The organism is Bradyrhizobium sp. SOJA106 (assembly GCF_059448745.1).
The window spans coordinates 3,727,660-3,750,585 of record NZ_CM182549.1 but is presented as its reverse complement, the minus strand read 5'-3'; the positions used below and the strand labels follow the sequence as shown (position 1 = coordinate 3,750,585).

The 22,926-nt window shown below is 60.7% G+C and carries 20 protein-coding genes and 6 pseudogenes; 12 read left to right on the top strand and 14 right to left on the bottom strand.

What is annotated here, in order from left to right; all coding sequences use genetic code 11:
• The first annotated feature begins 19 nt into the window (after positions 1-19).
• The 4 genes from nhaD to AC5V87_RS16965 all read left to right on the top strand — a co-directional run bounded on the left by nhaD (position 20) and on the right by AC5V87_RS16965 (position 3,863).
• Positions 20-1,297, top strand: coding sequence for a sodium:proton antiporter NhaD (nhaD, locus tag AC5V87_RS16980; protein ID WP_456839099.1), 1,278 nt, complete (start codon positions 20-22; stop codon positions 1,295-1,297).
• A gap of 139 nt (positions 1,298-1,436) precedes the next feature.
• On the top strand, positions 1,437-3,032 hold the full coding sequence (locus AC5V87_RS16975; RefSeq protein WP_456839100.1) for a sensor histidine kinase: 1,596 nt from the start codon (positions 1,437-1,439) through the stop codon (positions 3,030-3,032).
• 44 nt (positions 3,033-3,076) lie between these two features.
• Complete coding sequence (locus AC5V87_RS16970) at positions 3,077-3,280, top strand: DUF1289 domain-containing protein (protein WP_456839101.1); 204 nt, start codon at positions 3,077-3,079, stop codon at positions 3,278-3,280.
• 28 nt (positions 3,281-3,308) lie between these two features.
• Complete coding sequence (locus AC5V87_RS16965; protein WP_456839102.1) at positions 3,309-3,863, top strand: TIGR02281 family clan AA aspartic protease; 555 nt, start codon at positions 3,309-3,311, stop codon at positions 3,861-3,863.
• A gap of 6 nt (positions 3,864-3,869) precedes the next feature.
• Here AC5V87_RS16965 and dusA read toward each other — a convergent pair whose 3' ends face one another.
• A complete protein-coding gene (gene dusA, locus AC5V87_RS16960; RefSeq protein WP_495371626.1) occupies positions 3,870-4,829 on the bottom strand; it encodes a tRNA dihydrouridine(20/20a) synthase DusA in 960 nt (319 codons plus the stop codon).
• A gap of 184 nt (positions 4,830-5,013) precedes the next feature.
• Between dusA and AC5V87_RS16955 the strand changes: the two genes are divergently transcribed.
• The gene (locus tag AC5V87_RS16955) at positions 5,014-6,111 is read left to right on the top strand and encodes an integrase (RefSeq protein ID WP_495371625.1); all 1,098 of its coding nucleotides are present in this window, start codon (positions 5,014-5,016) and stop codon (positions 6,109-6,111) included.
• Positions 6,112-6,267: 156 nt separating this feature from the next.
• Here AC5V87_RS16955 and AC5V87_RS16950 read toward each other — a convergent pair.
• Positions 6,268-6,378: pseudogene (locus tag AC5V87_RS16950) on the bottom strand (transposase domain-containing protein); the annotation flags it as partial.
• A gap of 829 nt (positions 6,379-7,207) precedes the next feature.
• On the opposite strand from AC5V87_RS16950, the gene AC5V87_RS16945 reads away from it, so the two are divergent.
• Together AC5V87_RS16945 and AC5V87_RS16940 are read left to right on the top strand one after the other, a co-directional pair.
• Positions 7,208-7,390 (top strand): hypothetical protein, encoded by a 183-nt coding sequence (locus tag AC5V87_RS16945; protein ID WP_456839105.1) that lies wholly within the window; start codon positions 7,208-7,210, stop codon positions 7,388-7,390.
• 931 nt (positions 7,391-8,321) lie between these two features.
• Positions 8,322-8,507: a cupin domain-containing protein gene (locus AC5V87_RS16940; RefSeq protein WP_456839106.1), complete on the top strand. Its 186-nt coding sequence runs from the start codon at positions 8,322-8,324 to the stop codon at positions 8,505-8,507.
• A 210-nt stretch (positions 8,508-8,717) separates the two neighbouring features.
• Here AC5V87_RS16940 and AC5V87_RS16935 read toward each other — a convergent pair whose 3' ends face one another.
• Positions 8,718-8,981 carry a P27 family phage terminase small subunit gene (locus tag AC5V87_RS16935; RefSeq protein WP_456839107.1) on the bottom strand — a complete coding sequence of 88 codons (264 nt, stop codon included), beginning with the start codon at positions 8,979-8,981 and terminating at the stop codon, positions 8,718-8,720.
• 593 nt (positions 8,982-9,574) lie between these two features.
• Here AC5V87_RS16935 and AC5V87_RS16930 point away from each other — a divergent pair.
• The 3 genes and pseudogenes from AC5V87_RS16930 to AC5V87_RS16920 all read left to right on the top strand — a co-directional run.
• Positions 9,575-9,859, top strand: a pseudogene (locus AC5V87_RS16930) (septal ring lytic transglycosylase RlpA family protein); the annotation flags it as partial.
• 808 nt (positions 9,860-10,667) lie between these two features.
• Positions 10,668-11,087: a CopG family transcriptional regulator gene (locus AC5V87_RS16925; RefSeq protein ID WP_456843370.1), complete on the top strand. Its 420-nt coding sequence runs from the start codon at positions 10,668-10,670 to the stop codon at positions 11,085-11,087.
• Between the two features lie 4 nt (positions 11,088-11,091).
• Entirely contained in the window at positions 11,092-12,258 is a 1,167-nt protein-coding gene (locus tag AC5V87_RS16920; RefSeq protein ID WP_456839108.1) for an extracellular catalytic domain type 1 short-chain-length polyhydroxyalkanoate depolymerase, read from the top strand.
• Positions 12,259-12,608: 350 nt separating this feature from the next.
• Here the strand turns inward: AC5V87_RS16920 and AC5V87_RS16915 are convergent, their stop codons facing one another.
• From AC5V87_RS16915 to AC5V87_RS16900, 4 genes and pseudogenes are all read right to left on the bottom strand, one after another.
• Positions 12,609-13,100, bottom strand: coding sequence for a hypothetical protein (locus AC5V87_RS16915; protein WP_495371624.1), 492 nt, complete (start codon positions 13,098-13,100; stop codon positions 12,609-12,611).
• Positions 13,097-13,956 (bottom strand): annotated as a pseudogene (locus AC5V87_RS16910) (SIR2 family protein). Before AC5V87_RS16910 ends, AC5V87_RS16915 begins: the two are co-directional and overlap by 4 nt.
• Positions 13,957-14,017: 61 nt before the next feature.
• Complete coding sequence (locus tag AC5V87_RS16905; protein ID WP_456839110.1) at positions 14,018-14,311, bottom strand: NUDIX hydrolase; 294 nt, start codon at positions 14,309-14,311, stop codon at positions 14,018-14,020.
• 189 nt (positions 14,312-14,500) lie between these two features.
• A complete protein-coding gene (locus AC5V87_RS16900) occupies positions 14,501-15,067 on the bottom strand; it encodes a DUF2243 domain-containing protein (RefSeq protein ID WP_495371623.1) in 567 nt (188 codons plus the stop codon).
• 310 nt (positions 15,068-15,377) lie between these two features.
• Between AC5V87_RS16900 and AC5V87_RS16895 the strand changes: the two genes are divergently transcribed.
• Positions 15,378-15,863, top strand: a complete 486-nt coding sequence (locus tag AC5V87_RS16895; RefSeq protein ID WP_495371622.1) for a DUF4142 domain-containing protein — start codon at positions 15,378-15,380, stop codon at positions 15,861-15,863.
• Between the two features lie 209 nt (positions 15,864-16,072).
• On the opposite strand, the gene AC5V87_RS16890 is transcribed toward AC5V87_RS16895, so the two are convergent.
• On the bottom strand, positions 16,073-16,261 hold the full coding sequence (locus AC5V87_RS16890) for a DUF3606 domain-containing protein (protein ID WP_456843371.1): 189 nt from the start codon (positions 16,259-16,261) through the stop codon (positions 16,073-16,075).
• Between the two features lie 202 nt (positions 16,262-16,463).
• Here AC5V87_RS16890 and AC5V87_RS16885 point away from each other — a divergent pair, with 202 nt between their 5' ends.
• On the top strand, positions 16,464-16,694 hold the full coding sequence (locus AC5V87_RS16885; RefSeq protein ID WP_456839113.1) for a hypothetical protein: 231 nt from the start codon (positions 16,464-16,466) through the stop codon (positions 16,692-16,694).
• A 4-nt stretch (positions 16,695-16,698) separates the two neighbouring features.
• Here the strand turns inward: AC5V87_RS16885 and AC5V87_RS16880 are convergent.
• The 6 genes and pseudogenes from AC5V87_RS16880 to AC5V87_RS16855 all read right to left on the bottom strand — a co-directional run.
• Positions 16,699-16,866: pseudogene (locus AC5V87_RS16880) on the bottom strand (non-homologous end joining protein Ku); the annotation flags it as partial.
• A 190-nt stretch (positions 16,867-17,056) separates the two neighbouring features.
• Positions 17,057-17,284: a hypothetical protein gene (locus tag AC5V87_RS16875; RefSeq protein WP_456839114.1), complete on the bottom strand. Its 228-nt coding sequence runs from the start codon at positions 17,282-17,284 to the stop codon at positions 17,057-17,059.
• Entirely contained in the window at positions 17,278-18,030 is a 753-nt protein-coding gene (locus tag AC5V87_RS16870; RefSeq protein ID WP_495371621.1) for an nSTAND3 domain-containing NTPase, read from the bottom strand. Before AC5V87_RS16870 ends, AC5V87_RS16875 begins: the two co-directional genes overlap by 7 nt.
• Positions 18,031-18,333: 303 nt before the next feature.
• Positions 18,334-19,098: pseudogene (locus AC5V87_RS16865) on the bottom strand (type IV secretory system conjugative DNA transfer family protein); the annotation flags it as partial.
• Positions 19,099-19,726: 628 nt separating this feature from the next.
• Positions 19,727-20,869, bottom strand: coding sequence for a nucleotidyltransferase family protein (locus AC5V87_RS16860; RefSeq protein WP_456839115.1), 1,143 nt, complete (start codon positions 20,867-20,869; stop codon positions 19,727-19,729).
• 78 nt (positions 20,870-20,947) lie between these two features.
• A pseudogene (locus AC5V87_RS16855) lies at positions 20,948-22,166 on the bottom strand (DUF3363 domain-containing protein).
• Positions 22,167-22,926: the final 760 nt, after the last annotated feature.

The following is a 22,926-nucleotide window of genomic DNA, read 5'->3' as shown; positions in this document are numbered from 1 at the left end:
CTGAGGGACCATCCCCACCTTGCTGACCGCGATCGCCGTCATCTTCATTGTCGCCTATGCGGCGATCGCGCTCGAGCATCCGCTCGGAATCAACAAGAGTGCCAGCGCGCTGATCGGCGCGGCATTGCTCTGGACCGTCTACGCGACCACCACGGGCGACCATGCCCTGGTCAACCATGCGCTCAACGAGTCCGTCGCCTCGACCGCGCAGATCGTGTTCTTCCTCATCGGCGCGATGACCATCGTCGAGGTCATCGACGCCCATGACGGCTTCGAGGTCATCACCTCCCGCATCAGCACGACGAGCCAGGTCCGGCTGATGTGGCTGGTCGGTTTCGTGGCCTTCGTGCTCAGCGCGATCCTGGACAATCTGACCACCACCATCGTGATGGTCTCGCTGATCCAGCGGCTGATCGCCAAGCGCGACGACCGGCTGCTGTTCGCCTCCCTCATCGTCATCGCCGCGAACGCCGGCGGCGCATGGACCGTGATCGGCGACGTCACCACGACCATGCTGTGGATCGGCGGACAGATCACGCCGCTGAACATCATGGGCGCAGTGTTCCTGCCCTCGCTGGTCAATCTGCTCGTCCCGCTCGTCTTCCTCAGCTTCCTGGTGAGGGGGAAGACCATCGCAGCGCCGCCGAAGGAGGACGGCTTGCAGGTCATCGAGGTATTCGAGCGCAACCTGATGTTCTATCTCGGGCTCGGCACGCTGATCGCCGTGCCCGCCTTCAAGGCGGTCACGCATCTGCCGCCCTTCATGGGCGTGCTGCTCGGGCTCGGCATCGTCTGGTTGGTCGGCGAAATCGTCCACCGCAGCAAGGACGAGCATGTCCGCCATCCGCTCACGCTGGCGCACGCCTTGACGCGGATCGACATGGGGTCGATCGTGTTCTTCGTTGGTATCCTGCTCGCGGTCGCCTGCCTCGAACATGCGGGCCTGCTCACGATCCTGGCGCGATGGCTGGAGGCGACGATCGGCCGCCAGGACATCATCGTCGTCGTGCTCGGCCTGCTCAGCGCGGTGATCGACAACGTCCCGCTGGTCGCCGCGACCATGGGCATGTACGACCTCGGTCACTACCCGCCGGACAGCTTCATCTGGGAGTTCATCGCCTATTGCGCCGGCACCGGCGGCTCGATCCTGATCATCGGCTCGGCCGCAGGCGTCGCCGCCATGGGGCTCGAGCGGATCGAGTTCCTCTGGTACGCCCGCCGCATCGCGGGCCCCGCGCTCGCGGGCTATCTGGCGGGCGCCGTCGTCTATGTCGCACAGCATGCTGCGCTGCATTGAACGGCAGCGCGCGAGCTGAAAATTAACGCGCGGTTAACGTAATTCTTTAGCTCCTTAAGTCAGCTCTTAAGGATTTCTTGCCAGAGATAGACAATGCAGAAGGCCCGCCTCGCGCGGGCCAGGAATCGTTGTCGTTTCGATGAGTAACCCCGCTGAAAAGCCAGAGGTAGTTCAGCTTCCGGCCGAGCCGGTCAGCGCTCCGTCGGCGAGCAGCCGAAGGGCCGCGGCGCAGCGGGTGCGCGAGGCGCGCGACAAGTTAACGTCGACCAGCGGAACCCGGCCGGCCTTCGACGCCGAGATGTTGCGCCAGTATGCGCAGACCCGGCTGTCCGCCTCTTACGTCGTGATGCTGCTGGTGGTTGCCACTGGCGTTCTGTTCGGGTTTTGGATGCAGCCGATCCCGGCCGCGGCCTGGACCTGCGGCATGATCTGCATTCACGCGGCGATGATCCGCAGCTGCCGGCGCTTCCTGGCGGAGCCCGCCTCACCGACCTCAACGCGCGCCTGGCGGACGCGCTTCGTCCTGCTCGACCTGCTCTATGGCCTGTGCTGGATGGCTATCCTGATCCATCCCGTGCTCGACATGGTCACGGAAACGCTGATGATGTTCCTGATGCTGCTGGTGATCGCAGTATCGAGCATGCTTGCCGCCAATTTGCCGATCGCAGCCCTTGCCGCCACCGCGCCGGTCGCGGTCGCGATGGCGCTGAGCTTCGTGATCACCGGCTCGCTGGACAATTACATCCTGGCGGCGCTCGCGCTCGCGGCCGAAGGCTATTTCGTGCTGCTGGCGCACCGTCTGCACTCCTCCACCTTCGCAACCCTCGAGGCGCGCGCCGAGAAGGATGCGCTGATCGGCGAGCTGGAACAGGCGAAAGCAATCTCGGACGAGGCGCGTCACCGCGCCGAATCCGCCAATGTCGCCAAATCGCGCTTTCTTGCGCAGATGAGCCACGAGCTGCGCACGCCACTGAACGCGATCCTCGGCTTCTCCGAGGTGATGAAGAGCGAGATTTTCGGCGCCCATGCAGTCGGCGTGTACAAGGAATATTCCGCCGACATTCATAATTCCGGCGTGCACCTGCTCAACCTGATCAACGAGATCCTCGATCTGTCGCGGATCGAGGCGGGCCGCTACGAACTGAACGAGGAAGCGGTGTCGCTGGTCGGCATCGTCGCCGACTGCCATCATCTGATGAAGTTGCGCGCGTCCAGCCGCGGCATCACGATCCATGAAGTGTTCGAGCAGGCGATGCCGCGGCTGTGGGCCGACGAACGCGCGGTCCGCCAGGTCGTGCTCAATCTGCTCTCCAACTCGATCAAGTTCACCCCGCAAGGCGGCGAGATCTGGCTCAAGGCCGGCTGGACGGCCTCTGGCGGACAATATCTCTCGGTGAAGGATTCCGGCTCCGGCATTCCCGAGAACGAGATTCCGGTCGTGCTCGCCTCGTTCGGCCAGGGCTCCAACTCGATCAAGTCGGCCGAACAGGGCGCCGGGCTCGGCCTGCCGATCGCCAAGAACCTGATCGACCTGCACGGCGGCACGTTCACGCTGAAATCGAAGCTGCGCATCGGCACCGAGGTGATCGTCACCTTCCCGCCGGAGCGGGTGATGAGCGCGCTGGCACCGATGTCGGATGACGCCCCGCCGCTCCAGCCGGAGAGTTCCGCGCTTGGCGACGAGAAGCGCCGGCCGCGCCACAAGCCGATCATGAGCGCAGGCACGGGCTCTTAACGAGATGCTTGCAGAAATGCCCGACCATCCCCCACTATGTCCGAATGAGCAAAGAAACGCCGTGCGTCGCCGTCTGCATGATCGACCCCAGGACCAAGCTGTGCTTCGGCTGCGGCCGCACCCTGCCGGAGATCGCACGCTGGCACGCCATGGAGAGCGCGGAACGCCTCGCGGTCATGGCGCTGCTGCCGGCGCGCATGACGGACGCAGGACTGACGCCGATCGCTGGATCGCCGAAACGCGCCTGACCGCCGCGCGCGCCGTCGGAGGCACCCGATGATCCGCTTCCTGCTGGTTCTCATCATGCTCGCAGGCACGGCCGGTGCCGTCGTCGCCTATGGCGATCCCGGTCAGATCGCGCGCGCCAGCAACAAGGTCTCGCATATTTTCCGGGCGCAGACTGCCGCCCCACCGCCCGCCGTGCACATCCAGCGCGGCCAGGGCGGCGAATTCGCGCTGCGCGCGAAGATCAACGGCGTCGCCGCTCCAATGGTGATCGACACCGGCGCGACCTCCGTTGTGCTGACCTGGGAAACCGCAAAAGCGATCGGACTGCCGCTCGAGATGCTCGAATATGACGTCGATCTCGAAACCGCCGGCGGCCACACCAAGGCGGCCCGGCTCACCCTCGACCGCCTCGCCGTCGGCCATCTCGTCGAAAAATCGGTGCCGGCCCTCGTCGTGCAGCGCGGACAGATGAAGACCAACCTGCTCGGCATGAGTTTCCTTGACCGCCTGGAGAGTTGGGGCGTCCGCGCCGACACGCTGATGCTGACCGGCTATCCGGAGCTGCAGAGCAGCCATCGGCGCTCGCGGACGGCGGTGGATTAGGCAGACTTACGCCGCCGCCTCTGTCGGCGCACGCGCCCCGACACGCGCGATCGCATCACGCAACACCTCGACGCCGGCGCCCGGCTTGACACCCTGCTCGGCAAGATGGCGACGAAAAGCGCGCGCACCTGGCACGGCGTGGAATGCGCCGACGAAATGCCGCGTGATGGCGTGCAGCCGCGTGCCGCGCGCGAGCTGCGCCTCGATATAGGGCATCATCGCCTCGAACGCCTCCTGCATGGTCGCATGCGGCGCCGCCTCGCCGAAGATCTCCTGATCGACGCTGAGCAGCCGCCACGGCTCCTGATAGGCGGCACGGCCGAGCATCACGCCATCAACGTGATCGAGATGTGCCTTCGCCTCATCGAGGCCAGGGACGCCGCCATTGATGATGATGGGCACATCGGGCATCGCGCGCTTGAGGCGATAGACGCGATCATAGTCGAGCGGCGGGATGTCACGGTTCTCCTTCGGCGACAGGCCGTTGAGCCAGGCCTTACGGGCGTGCACGATCAGCGCGTTGCAGCCGGCGGCGACTACCGCGCGCGCAAGCGTGTCGAGCGCGACTTCCGGATCCTGCTCGTCGATGCCGATGCGGCACTTCACGGTGACGGGCACGCCAACCGCGTGCTTCATGGCCTCGACGCATTGCGCCACCAGCTCCGGCTCCGCCATCAGGCAGGCGCCGAAGCGGCCGTCCTTCACGCGGTCGGACGGACAGCCAACGTTAAGATTGATCTCGTCATAGCCTAAATCTTCGCCGATCCGCGCAGCGAGCGCGAGCTCGCGCGGATCCGACCCGCCAAGCTGCAGCGCCACGGGATGCTCGCACGCGTCGAACCGGAGCAGCCGCTCTCGATCACCATGAAGGACGGCGCCGGTGGTCAGCATCTCCGTATAGAGCAGCGCGCGCCGGGTCAGCTGACGGTGGAACACCCGGCAGTGCCGGTCGGTCCAATCCATCATGGGTGCCACGGAAAAGCGATAGCCTTGATATTCCAATTACTTACCCTATCATTTCAACGGACTAGAACAGGAACAAGTGCACACGTGTGCACTCCAAACTAGCCAAAATTGCACACGTTTGTACCGCATTTGATCTCCCGGTGCACACGAAGCGCACACGAAATCGGGGTGGAGTGCACACGCAATGCCGACGTTTACGAAGCTCAAATCGGGAAGCTGGCGCGTTCAGGTCAGGAGGAAAAACGAGTACGTCGCAAACACGTTCGTGCGACGGCGCGATGCTGAAGAATGGGCGCTTGATGTCGAGCGCTCTATCGATCGCGGCACCCCAATTCGGCGTTCCCGGCCTTTTGAGCAGCCTCGCATTTTTTCCGATTTGATCACCCTGCATCTCGACGATCTTGCCCAGGTCGGCAAGCCTGTACGACGATCCAAGTCGATGGTGCTCAAGGCCCTCAAGATCTCGCTTGGACGAACAAACCTCAAAGAGCTGAGCAGGGAGAGATTGATTGAGTTCGGACGAAAGCGAGCTGCTCAAGGCGCTGGACCGGCCACCCTTGCGATCGATTTCTCATTCATCCGAACGATCCTACTCCACGCTGCCGCAGTCCACGGCATCAACGTTTCAGTCGAGAACGTACAGCTGGCCAGAGCTGCCCTAAAGCACCTGGATCTGGTCGGAAAGTCAAACGAACGAGATCGGCGCCCCAGTCAAGACGAACTCGATCGACTGATCGGATACACCGAATCTAACGCCCAACAGTATCTACCTCTTGGTAGAATTGTTCGCTTTGCTGTGGCGACAGGGATGCGCCAAGCTGAGATCTGCCGCATCGAGTGGTCTGATGTCGACATGTCGAAGCGAACGGTCACTATTCGCGACCGCAAAGATCCTCGACGCAAAGACGGGAGCCACCAAGTGGTTCCTCTACTCAATTCGACTGGGTACGATGCCTGGCAGATTATGCTCGAGCAGCGGATTCTCACACGCGGCCTCGGACGCGTTTTTCCTTACCACTCGAAGTCCGTAGGAGCTGCCTTCCGTAGGTCATGCAACGCCATCGATATAGATGACCTATGCTTTCACGATTTGCGCCATGAAGGAACAAGTAGACTCTTCGAAGCGGGCTTTTCGATACAGCAGGTTGCCATGGTGACAGGCCACAAAGACTGGCGAATGTTGCGGCGATATACAAATCTCAAACCCGAAGATTTGCACAAGATGCAGAAAGCTGCACAGCCATCAATGGAGCAATTCCTAGCCACCCTGGTCGCCAGCTAGAGCGCGACCTTGAACCTGCTCGCTGAATATGTAACTGCAAGGGATCGTCCGTACGCATCCGGCGTACGCATCCGGCGAAGGCGCCCTGGCTAGGCCGTTGGCAGAAGGCTGATCGCACTTGAGCGGCGTGAGCGAGGCGTTGAGGCTGCCAATTCCCGGCAGCAGTTCGTCAATGCGTTTGGCAGAGTGATCCGGTAGGCGCGCCAGCACGTCGGCAAGCCAAGCCGGCGGGTCGATGTCATTGAGCTTGGCGGTGGCGAGGACGCTCGGCGCCCGACACATTGACCTGCATTCGCCACGTCACCTTGGGCCACAGCTCAAACTACGCAAGGCGGCCGCCGCCGGGGGGATACGTCCCAACTGTTCGACGCAGGCGCTAACGAGCGCCTTCGCAAGTTCCGCCCTTTGATGGGCCGACCGCCCCTTCCGGCACGATCAATTGACCTCCTTGGATCGAAGATGGCGTCTAGATAAACGTCTATCGCCAGCCGGACAAAACGATTCACCCCACCGATCTCAGCCGCCCGGGGCATGGTCCCGGCCTTCACCATCCGGTCGAATTCCTGAGGCGTCGCGCCGATGTAGGCAGCGGCCGGCAGCCGGGAGAGACCGCGGGGCCAATGGGGTGTAGTATGCCAATGAGGACCGCTCGACATGCCCGCCGTTTAGGCGACTCTTGTTTTCGGTTGTACCGAACTTGGCTACACTCTCATGCCAGAAGACATCCGCTGCGCTCATTGCGAAGAAGAGTACCCGCCGAACGAGTTGGTGATTCTTGATCCGCCAGCCGGGGAAGGCGAATGGATTTGCGCTAGGTGCATTGAAATCAATTTGCGCAGGGCAATAGCGAAGCTGCCGCGCGAGAATTGACCTATCATCATCGCAAAGACCGGCAGCTTGCACGCCGCTACTCTTCCGAACTCGCGTCCTCCGAAGGAACGAAGCTCGTTCAATTTCGATTTTCTGTCAGCGCGTAAGGCGGCTTCGGCCTCCGCTTACAAGATCGCCGTGCATATTATCTTTCTGCAAATTGATATGTCGCCATTGCGCGGCCCACATCCTCTGCTTAGAAGCGGGGAATAGAAATGGAGTCGTTATGGCCAAAAAAGCGAAGAAGAGAGTCCGGCGCGAATACACAGCATCGGACGTGAAAGAGTTGCGCGCCCATTCCAAAGCGAAGACGCCGGTTGCTAAGATCGCCAAGTCTATGAAGCGTTCGGAAGCATCACTTCGTCAAAAGGCGATGACGCTTGGCATGCCGCTTGGGCATGTCCGCTAGGCGTTCTAACGTTCGCGGAAGGTTTTCTATTTTTCGAAAGAAGTTTCCGGGCAGAACCGACCGCGAACGAAAGCAAAATATTTCGGCTTGAGACACTCGGGTTACCGAGCCGGTGTAGCGAGGCATCCAGCAGAGTGATCAGAGGCCTCGAATGCACTGGCTCGAAGTAGTTCGTAAGATGGTGGAAATTGCGTTGTTGGTTCTAAATTTGGTGGGGCACCTGATACGCCTATGGACGCGGTTTTGAGCCGGCGCGCCGATATTCCGATAGCCGCGCCGCGTCTTTACGTTAATTAGGACGTTTTGTTGCCTGTTTGCGGATGAGCTTACATTCTTCACACTGTTTCATCTGTGTCGGTTGGTGTGCGTTGCCTAGTAGTGTTGAAGAGCGGGAGACGATCCGTTTGGTTATTGCGTTCAAAAGGCTTCACAGCCGCAGTACGCGCCGCGCGCTTATCCTGCTCGTCGAGAAGTTAGCGGGCGGAAAGAAAAGTAAGCGAAAGCTCTCGATCGATTGATTCCAAGAATCCCCGTTTAGAGTCTTAGTCCGCTCTAACGTTCGCGGAAGGATTTGCCCGTTTATGGAAAAGACTGGGCCGAACTGACCGCGAACGCAGCGCGCTCGATGCAGTGCGAGCAGTCTCACTGCCTATTCAGACGTCCGGCCAGCAAGCCAGGCTTGACTCCCGCAAAGGTTGCTATTCGACAGCCGCTTTCACAGGGCGCTGGAAGACGCGCCCACATTTAGAGGATGGACCATGCTTCGACTGGTAGCCGTTCTTTGCTTCGCTCTTACTTTTTCCGCCCAATCGTCAGGAGTTGAAGCGCGCTGACCTGACGGGCACCAACATGGAAATCATAATCAGCTCGTTGACGTGCCACCGGAAACAACCTACCAAAGCACACTCACCATGGCGAAGAAGCAGTCTACGTGCTCGACGGTGCTACGCTCTTACTTCCCGATGGCAAGGAGATACACTTCCCTACGGGAGCCGCCACGATCAACATTCGTGACGTACCGCATGCTGGGTTCAAAATCGCCGGAGACAAGAGCCTACAGATGGTGACGGTGCATATCGTCGATAAAGGGAAACCAATGATGGAGCTGGCTCAATAGAGCAGCGCTATCCCGGTACGCGCGGGGCCGGCAAACAATACCGGCTCTGCCAAAACACGTTTTCGTGGTCTCCATACTCCGCCCATACAGCCGCCAATTCATCTTGAGGTTTGAAGCGGAGGAACCCACATGACGCATCGCCGCGAAGCCACGCTTGCGCGTTTGCGCTGAGAGCAGTGCGGCGCGATAGATTACGTTTACGTACTGGCATTATCGACTGGCCGGCAATGAGGGCGGCGCGGTCTTTCCATCACCAGCAAGGTCGAGACCCAATTCACGGAAGAGGCGGGCCACAGCTAGCCAGTTATCCCGCTCAATCGCGACTTCCGGCCTCGCACGCGGCGTTCCAAAACGATCGGTATAAGTCAGGCCGTGGGTCTTGATAGCCGCTCTCGCCTCTTCAACACGGTCGAGAGCTTCGCAAGCCTTCGTAAGCAAGATGACATGATGTTCGTCTAAGTCGTAGTCGCGCATCACACGCTTAAAGTTCGCCGGACCCTTTGCATAGATGTTTCGGTGCCGTAGTATTCGATTTCGTCACTAAATTCCTTTCTTCTCAGAAATCTTGATTCAACGCGGGACCCCCACGTGCGCATTTTCCCGTGGGCCGGTTGAGCCCTTCGTCTCGTAAAGATCTAAGCCCCCTCCCTCATTTTGGTGTGATGCGCCGCAGCGAAATAGCCGTTGCTGCGTCGCTCCTAAGCATCATCGGAACATCGCGTCCAAAGCGTCGGTATGTATTCACCTTTGTTCTGCACGTGAGTGCGTGCGCAGGAACGCGAGCCAATGAGTTTGCATTGTCCATCAGTGTCATTTGTGCGAGGCCGATCATGCGACTTCTTTGCAGAATGATCGCGATTGCAACAATGCCGGCTTGGATAGCGAGTCATGCGAGCCCTGCTGTGGCGCAGTCTTTTGATGACAGATGGTCCATCATCCCAAAGGCTCACGCGGAGCCAGCTCCTGACGGACTTGATCATACAAAGAAGGATGACCCGCAATCGCAACCTCCGACCACACAGCAAGCGCAACCAGCGCAAGAGCCCTCGAACGATCATCCGGCCCAATCTTTCAATCGGGTCTTTTCCGGAAAGGCTTCCTACTATTCGTATGCCAAAGGCAGGACAGCGAGTGGTTCGTCATTCAATCGGAATCTGCTAACGGCCGCCCATCGCAACCTGCCGTTCGGCACCAAGTTACGCGTCACTCACGGCAACCGAAGCGTCATTGTCACCGTTAATGACCGCGGGCCATGGATCCGAGGCCGCATTCTAGACCTATCCTTGGCCGCCGCGCACAGCTTGGGGATTACTGATCGTGGGGTGGCGCAGGTTCGTGCCGAGGTGTTGTAGAGAGGGCGTGGCCCTGCAGGACAGCCAAGCACCGAAGCCGCTGTACGGCCCCGCTGCCAGCGCGTCCTAGGGCCAAGACCACCGCCCTAGCGCAGCACCCCTATTTGCGGCACCCTAATTTTCGACATGCTGTACCGCTGAACCCCCAACAGCGGGGGTCAGCAGTGGATTGCTGAAACCTGCTGTACCTATGCTGATGTCGGGCGACATCGAAAAATGGGGGTCATTTTTCGATGTCGCCCGACAACAGTTAGACCGGTAATACGATTTCCAGCCGTGCTCGGCGGTCGAATTCGTCATGCGCTTCATAGCGGAGCGCACGTGCAAAGACCGGAAAGGCTCATGCGCGGGAAGGCAATACGGTGATTGAACGTTGCGGTGCCGCAAAGCTCAAGCGGTGCTCAGCTTGAAAGGCCGCGTTGCGCTTCAATCTTGTTTGAAGGACGACTCGGTTCAGAACCACCTTCCCGTGGAGCCCGTCCGCAAGGTGCTGTTGTGGCTGGCCAAGGCTGCAACTTTCCTCGATGGCAATCCGGGCGAAAAGCGCTGCCTGCATTGCGACGGAGGTCTAAGCAGGACCCTCAAGCCCCGGCAGTCGCCCCGTTCCCTCCGCGGGCCCTCGCCTCGTTATCTAGCGTGCCTCTTACGAGATTTGCCTCTGCGCCGAGAGGGATTTGGGGTCCCCTGGAACTCAGCTCGATAGGATCAACACGCCTGGCTCCTGCGCCTGGGCTGCTCGGGGCCCTTGAACGTCGGGCCTTTCCACTCCATATACCATCCAAATGGATGGAGCACAGATGGGGAAATGATGGCCAGCAACGTCCGCGAAATCCGAGCTAAGCCCTCCGACTCGGAAAAAATTACGATCAATCTTGGCTTCGTCGATCTCGGTCAGGTCGACTTGATGGTGCAGGAAGGATTCTACTCGAACCGGACCGATTTCATCCGGACCGCAATCCGCAACCAGCTCGAACGGCACGCCGATGTGGTCAAGCAGTCCACGGCCCGAAAGAGCTTGGACCTGGGTCTGCGCAACTACAGCCGCGAGGACCTTGAGGCGGCGCGGCGGGCGGGCGAGATGCTGCACATCAACGTTCTGGGACTTGCTAGCATCGCCCAAGACGTCACGCCCGAGCTTGCGCGCGCGACCATTGCCTCGGTTTCCGTGCTGGGAGCTCTGCACGCGAGTCCAGCCGTTAAATCCGCTCTCGCCGACAGAACGAGGTAAGGCCATGCTGAAACTGGACACGGTTCGCGAAGCCACACGCCTGACGCGGTCGGGGCGGCTCGTTGAGGCCACCGTGCTGCTCCAACGCATGCTTCGGGGTGAGAACGCGCCGGACGTCACGGCACCCACCACACACGGCTTCGCGCGCACAGATCGGGAGCCGCCGACCATCGAGGCCAAAGCAGCTGCCGCAGAGACGAGGACACCCGTGCGCAGCGTTAATCCACCGGTGCGTCTCGCCAAGAATCTCGCCGGGCTGGGAATCGGACGATCGCTGAGGCGGGCCCCGTCCAAGGCGGACATCGTGCCGGGTGGCGCGCGGTTCGTCGAAGGCAGCTATCGCAACGCCGCCGGGAGCCGCGCGTACCGGCTCTTCATTCCTAGTGGCTATCATGGCCAGGCCATTCCGCTGGTGATCATGCTCCATGGCTGCACGCAATCGGCGGAGGATTTTGCCGCCGGGACGCGGATGAACTTCATTGCCGAGGAACAGACCTGCTTCGTGGCCTACCCCGAGCAGCGGACCGAAGCGAACCAGGCGAAATGCTGGAATTGGTTTCGTCCGGGCGACCAGCAACGCGCTGGAGGCGAACCATCGCTCATCGCTGGCATCACGCGCCAGATCATGCGCGACCAATCCGTCGACGCACAACACGTCTACGTCGCGGGGCTATCAGCCGGGGCCGCGGCCGCCGCCATCATGGGATCGACTTACGGCGATCTGTACGCGGCGATCGGCATACATTCCGGACTGGCCTGCGGGGCCGCCACCGACCTTCCCTCCGCGCTGATCGCCATGAAGCAAGGCGGCGGACCAGACGCAAAGCCGAGCGAGAGCCCGCCTATTCCGACGATCGTCTTCCACGGCGATCGCGACACGACCGTGCATTCGAACAACAGCGGTCGAATTGTCCGGCAATCCATCGGCGAGACGAGGACGAAGGTGAAGGTGCATCGCGGGCGAGTACCCGGAGGGCATGCCTACACCCGCACCGTGCATATCGACACCGGCGGGCGCGCAATCCTCGAGCACTGGGAGATTCATGGAGCCGGGCACGCATGGTCGGGCGGCAGCCCGGCCGGCTCGTTCACCGATCCGGACGGACCGGATGCAACGAGAGAAATGCTGCGTTTTTTCCTCGAGCATTCGCTGTCGGCGGATCCTTACTGAGAGCGGTTTTCATCGAAAAACAAGACGGTCAGTTCCTGCAATGGAAGCACCGCGGGCGCGCATGCTTAAGCGAGGATGCTCTCGCGCAGGCCCCGTCGACCTAAGCCATTCAGTGAAGGTGAGAAGCAACATCATCCTGTCTGGCCCGGCCAAGCAAAATCTCTCGTTCTCAGCCTGGCGGTAGCCGGCGCGCTTCATCTGCCTCGGACGGCATCCTCAGCCAGTGTTGCACGCCTGATCGATTTCGGCCGCCTCAACAGCGGCGATCCCCGCATCTCGATCTGCACCACTGATCTCAAAAGCGGCGATCGCGTCCTGTTCGATTCCGTTTCAGCGCGAGTCGAGATGGATCACGCTGGCAAGTTGCGGCTTCCTTCCGGAATTCGCCCCGGTGCAGATCGCCGGGAGATGGCTCGGCGACGGCGGCTTCTCGCTGAACGCGCCATTCGATCCGGTCCTGGACGGCCGGCTCGCTGCGTCTCTACATCATCGATCTCTTTGCGCGTGACGGGAATGTTCCTGACGGCCTCGAAGACGCGGCCGAGCGAAAGAGCGATCTGACGTTCGGAAACCAGACTTTTCTGCGTCTTCGCCTTGCCGTGGAAGCCCGCAAGCTTCACGCCAAGTTGCAGAATCTCGACCGCCAGGATGTTCTCTTTCTCCTGAGCTACCGCCCCGGCGCCGAGGAAGCCGGACCAGAAAAATCCTTTGACCTCTCGGCAGCGGCCATGGCGCAGCGATGGCAGGCGGGGCTTCTGGACTTGCAATATGCTGCGACGAGGGCGCCGGTCGGAAACGGAATTGGCAGCGTCGCCGGCCATAAACGTGGCCGACAATGTCATCCCTGCCCATCCAGACGTTCGCGGATGTCCCGCAGAAAGCGGTTGAGACCTTCGTCGGCAGCCATCCCTTCGGGCGGCGCGATCGTTGTGATGCCCCAGTTCGCCAGCACGGCTTCCTGCACCGGATTGCGCTGTCCAACGAAAACAAAGGATTTCGCCCGGTCTTGGCGGTGCCCGGACTCGTCCCATGTCTGCCAGATCCGGTGCAGTAGCAGCCGAATGTTTGGATCCGACATGCTGTATCCGATGAACAGCAAGGTGCTTCCCAGCGCGTCGGCGCGAAAACGGATATCGAGCGGAGAGTCGAACGCAAGGCGGTTGAGGAAGTCGGTCTCGGTCAGGACCAGCGAAGCATCGTCGTCGAAGTCGCCGTGAAACTTGATGATGTTGGTAACGCCGGTCGCCGCGCTCGCGATCTCCTTGGCATTGCTGATCTTCGCATAAGGCTTTTGCAGCACATCGAAGGCAGTCTCGAGATTGCGGTCGTAGTTGGTCGTGTAGATGACGGGAAAGTCGAGCTCTACAATGGTGCGGTGGAGCTCTGACTTCGCGATCCTGTCTGGATCGACCCGCCAGTTGCGGTCGAGCCAGCTGCGGAGCGGACCAATGCCGCCTCGCTTCAACCGGTAATACTCCGCCAGCATCTGATATCCGCCGTGCATCCCTCGATGACATCGCCATCAAGATCGAGATCATCCAGCGGATGCTCGATCAGTGACTGGCACGACGGCAGTCCCACAGCCATCGAGACGCCGGCGCCGACAAATAGGACAGCGCAGCGTCGCCTGATGGCGGCGGCCAGCACCTCATGCGGCGGCCGCTCCTCGCCGACCAGTCCTGTCAACGGTTTGTTCATCCAAATTGAATGAATAGACGGGCGCCGCGTTCCAATGAGAGGCTGCCCCTCATCCCTTCGGCTAAATGGACGCACTCTTCCCCGTCTGTGCCGCGAAGCGGTTGATCAATCGCCGGAGCTGCGCCTTGTGCACCAAACGGGCGGCCGTTTCCGCCGGGACCCAGATCGCCTGCCGCTTGCCCTTTTCCGGCCACCAGCGCTCCCGACCATGCACCTTCATGGGAAAGTCTGCGACGTTCATGGTCCGCGTGCGCTCACCCTTCCGCTTGCGATGCTTGAAGCTGCCAAGCGCGCGCTTTGCCACGGCACCGATCAGGCCCGCCTCTTCATACGCCTCTACTGCCGCTGCGTGCATGCGGCTCCTTATTGCGCATCGGCGATGCTTTGGGGACACTCCACCGTCGCTTGCGCCGTGTCGTGATCAGCATCACGTGCAACTCGGAATTATCCAGACGAAACGGTAAAGCGACGAATTGTTTCTTGCCCATCGCGTGCCTCCAGTGAGGTGATAAGCGATCGCCGAACCCGTAGTTCCCCTCGCCGGTCAGACGGACGCCAAGCAACGCAACTGCAGGAGATCGTCCAACGATAGACCGAACATCACGATGCGAAACGGTGGCGCCATTGCAGTCGCGAGCAGCAACAGGAAAATCAAGTAGACCACCGCAGGTGGCGTGCTTCTAACGAGCGTGGAGGCGACCTTCCGCATGCACGTCCTCCTGTGCGCCAGCTCGCGCCATGCCGGCACCCAACACCATGATCGCCGCCCCCCACAACAGCAAGCCGATATCCCAGAAGATGCGCTGTCCTTCGGGCACTTCACCCGATGCCGGCCTAGGATCTCGTGATCGACCACGCCTTCCACAAGATTGAAAATGCCCCATCCCAGCAACACGGTGCCGATACACTGCCGGCTTGTCCACCCCGGCTCGGTGCCTCGCGCCCGCTGCCAAAGCAAGTAGAGCCCTGCAAGCACGAAAACGTACGCCGCGCCGTGAAAGATGCCGTCCCACGTCGTGTTCAGTCTGACGTTGTCGATGGAATCGAGCGGATAGCAGCCGCTTAACGTATGATGCCATTGCAGCAGCTGATGGAAGACAATGCCATCCAAGAAAGCCCCGAGCGCAAGCCCGAGAAGGGCGCCAGTGGATGCGGGAAAGTTGGCTACTCTGCTTTGTAGCATCAGATGAACTCGTCTGTGGCGGGATGTGAAAGCGAGACAAGGCGTTTTGCAGGCCGCCGTTCCTACGGCGAGCCGCATGCGTCGCGCGGACGATTGAAATTTGTGGCCCTGCGGGGTCGCCACTAACATGCGTTAAATAGAGGAGTGCTCCACGGTTAGAGCCAGCGCCGCGCAGCCATCTTGATCGATCGATAGGAACGTTCAACGCAGCCAAGCGTCTGTCGCTCACACGCTGGAGATGAACATGCTGAGAAGATCATTCTTGCTTGCCCTCGGAGGGCTCGGGCTTTCGACCTGCGCCGTTCAGGCCGGGACAAATCCGCAGAGGGATTTCAGGACCGCCGACCTCATGGGCGGCGCGTTCGCCATGCAGACGAGTCAGCTCGCGCTGACCCGCACCGGCAATCCCGACGTTATCAACTTTGCGAACGCCGAGATTGCAGAACAGGTGCAGGTGGCAAGCGCGCTCGGCGCCGCCCCAGGCTCCGCGTCCCTGCGGCGGGACCATGCCATGTTGCTGCAACGGCTTCAGGCCACGCCCTCGGGCCCGTTCGACCGGATGTATGTACAAGGACAGATTCGGGGCCATCGCGAATTGCTCGCGCTCAACAATTCCTACCTGAGGACTGGCGGCAATCCGCAAGAGCTGCAGGTCGCGCAGATGTCCCTTCCGATCATCCAGCGACATCTCGCCATCCTGAGCAGTCTTAGGGAAATGGCGTAACGGGAACGTACAGCACGGAGGTTGCCATGGCATACGCCCTGTTCAAGGACGAGGAGAAGCTGAGCCGGACGTTTCCGACGCACCAACCCACCGGGCCCGAGGCTGGGTCACTCAAAGAGCCTAGAGACCATGTGAACGAAGGCTACATAACACCGGACGTGCAAAGGGCTATCGCGATGTCGATGTAGAACACCAGCCACCCGCGGTCCTCATTGCGCATCTGCTTCTTTGCCCAACTCCTTACGAACTGTGGCTGCGGAGTTGCCCACCTTATCGACTGCCTTCTGAAGCTCTTCACGGGTTACGCCAAGTGCATGGGTCCAGTACTTCACCTCGTGAGCCTCATGCATGTTGATTTTGCTGCGGTCGGGCTGACCTCGCTTGATGAGATTATCAATCACGTTTGTCCTCCCTGTTTTGGAGAACTGAACGCAGCTAGGAACGGCGCGTTCCTTCCTGATCGAGCTGGCGCGAAGCAGCCCTTCCAAGAGGCGCGGAGAGGCTCAACCCAGCCGAAGGTGTAGAGAGCACGCCGCAGCCGTAAGCTCCGGTGAGGAAGTTTGGAAGTCGGGGGAGCAACGATGCGGATTAGAACCCCCAATGGGCCGATACCAGCTCAATTTCCAAGCGGTCTTGAACTACTACCGCGGGTTGGCGCGCAACAAAGAGATGTTGATGGACGCGATAGACCGACTGGCAGTTGATATTACTTCCGGCGACGATGCTCAATCCTTCGTCGAGCAAGGGCAGGCGGACGGGAGCATAAATAATGACCCGGCGCTTCCGCTCTTTGAGAGAATCTTGCAGCGAGAGAAACGCGCGCGACGCTAGCCACCTAGGCCGATTTTCGCGCCGGCTTCTTCGCCGCGACGTCCTTTGGCTTCTTGCCTTCAATTGGCATTAGCATTTCCTTCTGCCCGGCGGAGGCCTTCTTCGGCTTCTTGGCCGGCTTGGGCCCCTTCGCCGGCGCGGCCTCCTTGCCAACGGATCGACGGAGAGCCTCACCGATTAGCGCCAACGACAACCTCTCGGTTAGCCCAACCAGCTCGGTCAACGGTCTCCATGTCACGGCCTCGAGCGCGCGTAAGGCCTCGACTCCATCATTGATATTGACCCTTGAGCTTAACCAAGAGGTCTCCATCGCATCGACCAGCGCACGCGCGAGACCTAACATCTCGGCATTCCGAAGCCGGTCAGCGATTGGAAGCACGGAGCGCCAAACGAGCCTCAGACGACGTTTCCATTGCGAAGGTGCCGTTTTCGAACGTCATCAACCGACAGTTGGCGCTGACCCGATCCTTTATTGCGGCGGCAACCTCGGCACCGCCCTGGATTAGCGCGGTCGCGACGCCGGCGTCGCCGCCCTTGGACAGGCCCCATACGCGATCGATCTGACTGAAGTCGATCGCACCAATCACCATATCGACAGCGTTGTCCGGAGTCTTTCGGATGACGGCTTGACCAGGTCGATGACCGATGGATCGAGCACCTCGAATGCCGTTTTTCCCTGAGGCCGGATGAATGCGTTGACCAGCTCCGCCATGGCGGTGGCCCAATCCTCCGGTCTCCGGTTGAAGCCGTGGCGCTTCGTCCGGACCGCGTGAAGCTTGGTGAAGGCAGCTTGAAGTGCCGTCCCCTCGGCCTTCCCGCCGAGACCATACAAGGCTAAGAGCAGAGACCTCCCCGCGTCGCTCAGCTCTCGCTCGTAAGCGTGGAGCCAGACTTCGGACGGATCTCTGAGGAGGCTCCGGATGAACGTGCGATATTGGTTAGGCGGCACAGAACGGAGGCGGCTGTAACTCGCTAGCCATTCGACGAGACGCGGGTTGAATTTTGGGTGTCGAACGATCTCCAAATAGAAGTCCGACTCCAGCAACTCATCCCTATATGCGTCAGGCAGGTCGCTAAAATAGACGTGGTTACAAAGGATTTGTGCACGTTGGCCGAAGCTATAGTCGACAATTCGCAGAACGATCTTGTGGTTGTCGAGATCAGCCTGTCTCAAGCGCTCTGAAACCGACAAAGCCTGACCGAAAATATGCTCCCGGGTCGTCAGGACCAAGCGCGCGTTCGGTGCGGCTGCGACCATTTCAATGAAGTCCGAGATGGCAGGATCTTCATTCCGTCCAATGGCAACACCGCGGTCACCCAAGAAAGTCGCGCCCATGAAATCGTCGAAATAAAATATCTGACTGCGGCCACGCTGATGTCGGGCGACATGGAAAACTGACCCCCTGACGACACGAGGAATTGACCCCCTCGCGACACGGTCAGAACGGGGGTTTTATGCAGCGACTCAGTTCAGCTCCTCGGCGGTTCAAGGATCCGCGGAGGGAGGCCATGCTGGAGCCGGACGAGGTTTCGGCGATACTCCGGCTCAACGAGCTGGGGTGGGGTAGCAAACGGATTGCCCGGGAGCTGGGGATTAGCCGCAACACGGTAAAGGACTACGTTGCGGCCGGCGGCTGACGCCGACCAGTAGGGAGTGACTGGTCTTCTCCCAATGGGTGCGACGTTCGAGCGCCCCTTCGGGATCGACCAGGATGTCCGCGATGTTCTGGACGTCGCGGACTTCGGCCGCTCCTTTGCGCAACTCGAGCAGCGGATTGTAGCGGGCACTCCGCTCATCCGTGGGATTGAACAGAAGGCAATGTGAGAACGTCGAACGCCAGCCGGAGGTCAATTCCCAATTTTCGCCCTTGATGTCATACACCACCGCCGACGACGTCCACGAGAGCAATGTCGGCAATACCAGCCCGACGCCCTTGCCCGATCGCGTCGGCGCAAAGCACATGACGTGCTCCGGTCCGTCATGGCGCAGATAGTTGTTCTCGAGTTGGCCCAAGAAAACGCCCTTGGATGCGAACAGGCCGGCCGCCTTGATTTCCTTTGCCGTAGCCCACCGCGCTGAACCGTAGGTCGTAACCAGTTGGCTTTGGCGCGCGCGCCACACCGAGTTGACGATCGCAAAGAGCGCGCCTGCGATACCGCCGCCTGCGGCGATTGCACCACCCTGCTCAAAAATCTCGGGCGCGTATGCCTCGTAGGCAAACCACCATTCGAACAAACGCCAAGGCAGATAGACGCGATAGCCGATGATCAGGAACCAGGGCTCACCCAAGCGCTGCTGATATCCGAGAGCTGCGGCGGTCCATTGCGTCGCGCCCCAGGTCGAGGCGACGACGATGCCGAGCACGATGGCGATCTGGCCGACATAGATTTTTGCTGGAAACATCCGGCTCGCCCCACTCACTCACCCCACGTGAGCGGCGCGATGAAAACGGCGAATACGGCAGGCCTTCAATCGAAATAAAAAGTCGCGCCGTCAGTGAGTGCGAGCTTGATCAAGTCTGATCAGGCGGTGGACTTGAAGATCAAGGTCAGCGCAGAGTCATCGAGTGCCTCAACAGCCCGTGAACAATTGGCCCAAATTGCATCTCGTTGCCATGTCACCCACTGATCCTTGGCGATTGGCGCTCAGCACCGTAGCGACCATGCGCGAGTCGCGCACGACCATGAAGCACCACGATGCGATTCTGTAAGACTGAGCTGCGTCTAATTGTACTGAGGAGCGAAGGGTCGGACGGGTCAGCGATCAACAAGCCATTTGGCGAGCAAGAGCCAGCAAGGCGTGGACAGCCCAATCTCTGCCACGGTCATGCTATGCCAGAGGCAGCATCCAATACGGTCGGGAACGTCGACATGATCGGTATACCGATATCGGCATCGGCATCGGCAGCCCCCGCGTGCAAGAGGCGATCATGTTGGCGAGGAGCTTATGCTGTCTGCTGCTGGTGGTGCTGGTCGAGGCGACGTTGGAGCGGGAGGCTCGAGACAGGCCCCCTGGGGCTGCCGACCGCAGGTTATTTCGGCGGATGGGGCGGCTTGTCGGTGGGCTTCTCTAGCAGATTGTAATCGGCTGGATCGGAGCCGAGCTCGGATACACCCTTCGCGAGCTCGGTTCGGAGCAACTTCTGGAAGTCATCGTCGTAGGTCGCGATGCTGGTGCGGATCGCGGCTCTCCACTGGTCGCCGCGATCCCATGCCTCCATGAAGGCAGAGGCAACATCAGCGTGCTGCCGATTTGCAATCATCGCCTCTGTGATCGATCGGGCTTGAAGCCGATCCTTCGAACTCTTTGCGGTTGCGTCGCGATCCTCCTTGCGGCGGGAGCCGATGATGAGCTTGTGGATGGCGTAGCGTTCGGGCGATGGAATGAGGACTGACACGCCTGCACCGTGCAGCAGCACGGCACGGATGGACTGGTAGATCAGGTAGTCGAGGAAGCGGAGCGGAAGTGCCGCCGCCCCGCCCAAGGCCGGCATCGGAACCGGTTTGCCGGCTTGGTCGTCGGACCACTGGTTCGGCGTCAGGAATTCGACCTTGAAGTTGTCCCGCGAAACGAATTGGGTGGAGACCCTGCCGTCGGCCTGGCTCGGAACCTCGCGGAAGGTTGGATCGACTTGTCGAAGCACCTCCAGGATCGGAGGCATGGAATCCTTGATCGCGACCGAGATTTCATGGAATTGCGCAAAGTCGGCATCGCCGGTCTGCATGGCGACCGCATCAAGACGTCGGCCGAGCACAGCGGAGTAGCACTGGTAGGCGACAGTGCCGACGAGCACGCCCCTCATACGGAAGAAGCCCGCCTTCGCCAGTTCTTCCACTACTCGGCCTGCCACGGGCAAAGGACGCGGCAGGTGTGCTTCGCGCGTCAGTGTGGAAACGAGACGGCGACGGCCTTTGAGGTCAGCCTTCAGGTCCTTGAATGCTTCCACCCTCTTGCTGATTTCGGGGTCATCCACCGGACCGACATAGCGGCGGTCCTGGGCGCCTCCTTCAGGCTTGGGCGTGTCGAAGTACCAGTATTTTTTGCCTTTGACCTCGACGGCCACGAACCGGCCGCTGGCGGAGAATTCGGAGGTGAAGCTTTCATCCAGGCTGCGCTGGACGAGCTCCGAATAGAGCGTCTGGTAGGAGATATCGAGGCGTTGGTTTGGTGCCATGGCAGACCTCGTTATACTATTTTCGCGAAAACAGTATAACTTCTGGAACTTAGAGGAAACTGAGATATACTAGAATCGCTAAAATAGTATAACTGACATATTTTTCAAAGTCTTATATGGTAAAAATTGAGCTACTTGCGAACCGCTCGCGGGAAAACTGAGTCCGCTGATAAAATCCAGCCTCTCTCGTCCCATCCCGCGCTTAATGCCGATCGACCAGGATATGCCCTCCCCGCCGACCTGACCGGTGACCAATTGCCCGCGCGCTCGCTCCAGCACCGGCCGCCACGGCACCAGCGCGAAGTCATGGGACCGCTCGATCAGGGCGAACCGCCCGCTGTTCAGCGTCAGCATGCGCCGGTAGACACCCTCGATCTTGTCGCCGGCCTTGACGTCGACGTGTTCAAGGCCGGTGCGCGCAGATATGTCGGCCGCAGTCCTCGCCAGCTCGCGCGCCTCGAGCGTCTCGAGCATGTTCCGGGCAAAACGCACATGGCCGCCTTGCTCTCGCGCAAGCCCCTGCTCGATCAGCCATTGCCGTCTTGTTCGGAGCGCTGTCTCCACCTCCGCCCCAAAACCGGTCGATGCGAGCGCATCGGACTCCTTCCCAACAAGCCTGCGATCGAGCCAGGTTGCACCCAGCGCCTGCGGTAGATCTTCGAGCCGTTGCCATGAGAGCACCGCGACCCGCACCGGATTGCGCATTTGCTGGAGCTTCTCGTACTGAAGCGCCCGGTCCAGATAATCCCGCCCCACGCTCCAGCTGCCATCGGCAACGCGGCTGACCATCCCTTCGCGCCGCATCGCCTCCAGGCGCCGGACATGAGATCCGACATACTCGCCGGACGCTTGCGGATCGAATTCCCGATGCAGCCGGTCGCTGTAGATGCCGCCATGGCGGGCGGCGACGCTAGCGATCGTGCGATCGATTGCGCGCGGTTCAGCGACGCGCGACCTGAGCTCCAGAATCGTGTTCCGGACAGGCGCCTCTTCGTTGGCGCGAAGGGTACCGAGCTCGGCATAGTGCGTCCGACCGTCCACCCCATCGATCACGACATAGCGCCTCCGTCAGTTCGTCCGCAAACCCCTCGCCCACCACCCGTCCGATCAAGCGATGAGCACTTCGTTCCGGATCGAAGATCGTGTAGTCGCCCACCGCCCGCGTAACTCCTGCCGCGGCCATCTCACGGTGCATGGTCTTGATGATGTCGCCGCGTTCCCCCATGCGTCTGAGCTTGGGCTCGAGCTCAGGGTCGATCCGCCAGCGCCCCGGCTCTGTCTCGTCCGCCAACCCCATCCGCTCCAGCGCTCGCAGCCTTCCGATCCGCGCCATTTGCCAGGCGGGCTCCCGTCCAGACAGCGCACCCAACTCGAGTACTCCGTCCCGGGCATCTCGCAGGATGCTCCGGTCAAGCCGCGTAAGCCGCTCGGCTGTGATCTCCTGCTGAAGCTTTCGAGCAACCTCGATGTCCGTTTCAGGGCCGAGCTCTCGCGTGATGAGCTCTGCTGCCCGCGACCGAAAGCCATGAGCGATATAGTCGCGCGCGATGACGAGGTCCTTTCCTTCGTCATCCTTGCCGCGCAAAACGATGTGCGTATGGGGATGGCCGGTGTTGAAATGATCGGCAGCAACCCAGTCGAGCCTGGTGCCGAGATCCCGCTCCATCTGCCGCATGAGGTCGCGGACGAAGGGTTTCAGGTCCGCCAGCTCAGCGCTGTCCTCTGGCGCCACGATAAACCGGAATTGGTGGCGGTCGCCGGCGCTGCGTTCCGTAAAGTTCTTGCCATCGGCGCAGTCACTGCTGGCATCGTAAAGCTCCCCTGGCTGACCCTCCCGCGTAACGCCGTCGCGCTGGACGTATCGGAGGTGAGCTCGCACGGCACCAGTCTCACCTGACTTGATCCGCACGATCCGGGCCTTAACCACGACCCGGCGTTGTCCGTGGCTTCGACCGCGTGGGGCCAACACCGCACCTTGGGCACGGCCGCGTCCGATGCGGCCGCCGGTAAACGACGAACCCGACCGCACACTGCTGCCGGCTTTGGTCGCCTCCTGG

Coding starts and splice junctions, on each gene's coding strand:
- AC5V87_RS16965 (WP_456839102.1), top strand. CDS start 3,309: ATGATCCGCTTCCTGCTGGTTCTCATCATGCTCGCAGGCACGGCCGGT.
- AC5V87_RS16955 (WP_495371625.1), top strand. CDS start 5,014: ATGCCGACGTTTACGAAGCTCAAATCGGGAAGCTGGCGCGTTCAGGTC.
- AC5V87_RS16935 (WP_456839107.1), bottom strand. CDS start 8,981: ATGCGCGACTACGACTTAGACGAACATCATGTCATCTTGCTTACGAAG.
- AC5V87_RS16975 (WP_456839100.1), top strand. CDS start 1,437: ATGAGTAACCCCGCTGAAAAGCCAGAGGTAGTTCAGCTTCCGGCCGAG.
- AC5V87_RS16860 (WP_456839115.1), bottom strand. CDS start 20,869: ATGGCACCAAACCAACGCCTCGATATCTCCTACCAGACGCTCTATTCG.
- AC5V87_RS16905 (WP_456839110.1), bottom strand. CDS start 14,311: ATGCACGCAGCGGCAGTAGAGGCGTATGAAGAGGCGGGCCTGATCGGT.
- AC5V87_RS16870 (WP_495371621.1), bottom strand. CDS start 18,030: ATGGGCGCGACTTTCTTGGGTGACCGCGGTGTTGCCATTGGACGGAAT.
- AC5V87_RS16895 (WP_495371622.1), top strand. CDS start 15,378: ATGAACATGCTGAGAAGATCATTCTTGCTTGCCCTCGGAGGGCTCGGG.
- AC5V87_RS16945 (WP_456839105.1), top strand. CDS start 7,208: ATGGCCAAAAAAGCGAAGAAGAGAGTCCGGCGCGAATACACAGCATCG.
- AC5V87_RS16885 (WP_456839113.1), top strand. CDS start 16,464: ATGGGCCGATACCAGCTCAATTTCCAAGCGGTCTTGAACTACTACCGC.
- AC5V87_RS16915 (WP_495371624.1), bottom strand. CDS start 13,100: ATGACATTGTCGGCCACGTTTATGGCCGGCGACGCTGCCAATTCCGTT.
- AC5V87_RS16875 (WP_456839114.1), bottom strand. CDS start 17,284: ATGGTGATTGGTGCGATCGACTTCAGTCAGATCGATCGCGTATGGGGC.
- AC5V87_RS16925 (WP_456843370.1), top strand. CDS start 10,668: ATGGCCAGCAACGTCCGCGAAATCCGAGCTAAGCCCTCCGACTCGGAA.
- AC5V87_RS16920 (WP_456839108.1), top strand. CDS start 11,092: ATGCTGAAACTGGACACGGTTCGCGAAGCCACACGCCTGACGCGGTCG.
- dusA (WP_495371626.1), bottom strand. CDS start 4,829: ATGATGGATTGGACCGACCGGCACTGCCGGGTGTTCCACCGTCAGCTG.
- AC5V87_RS16970 (WP_456839101.1), top strand. CDS start 3,077: ATGAGCAAAGAAACGCCGTGCGTCGCCGTCTGCATGATCGACCCCAGG.